Annotated in this window: 1 protein-coding gene; it reads right to left on the bottom strand. The window is 42.6% G+C overall.

Annotation, left to right across the window (positions count from 1 at the left end):
• Window positions 1-688, bottom strand: a 688-nt coding sequence (locus N1032_RS25595) for a hypothetical protein (protein WP_259543417.1), incomplete at both ends; no start/stop codon positions are given.

Here is a 688-nt window from a genome sequence, read left to right as displayed (position 1 = left end):
TGATAACGTGCCTGAATCTCTTCTGTAGTTGAAAGATTATTGTCTTTCAGATACTGTTGATGGACTGATTCACTGTAGGCTTTCTTGTCATCTGTGATGTCTCTACCACGTGCTTCACCTTTAGCTCTGCGTTCCTCCGCATTCTTAGCCAAAGCCTCCGCGTGTTTCGCTGCTGTCTCACGTTTCTTCACCTCAACTGAACCTTGCCATTCACTTTCCATCAAAGCATTTACATCAGCTTTAGTTTCTGGAGATGAATAGTAATCTTTGAGGAAGCCTTCTTTCAAATATTGAACAGCAGTTTCTTTGCTATCACCACAAACATTATGGACAAACTCATTGATGTGACGAGCATCCCATTCCACTGAGAAATAGTGGTTAGGGTCAATGTTATCTCCAATCAAAGAGGTAGCATCTGTTGCACCCCAACGTTGAGTATTGGTCATTTGGAAGTGTTTATCATTCATCAGAGCACGGTAAGATTCAGCGAATGCTTTCTCTGGTGCTGATAACTGATTCATTGCCTGACCTGAACGGTCTTCTAATGCCTCTGCAATACGACGACCAAACACTTGGTTAGCTTCATCACGACCCATTTGAGCGTAGCGAGGAGAACGATAGATGTTCTTACTGGCATTACGCATATTCAGAAGATGATTTTCATCTGTAGCCTGAACCTCAGTAAGAA

The organism is Herbiconiux daphne (assembly GCF_024979295.1).
Classification (GTDB): Bacteria; Actinomycetota; Actinomycetes; order Actinomycetales; family Microbacteriaceae; genus Herbiconiux; species Herbiconiux daphnes.
Note: the sequence above shows the minus strand (reverse complement) of the source record. Positions and strands in the feature narration are given on the sequence as shown.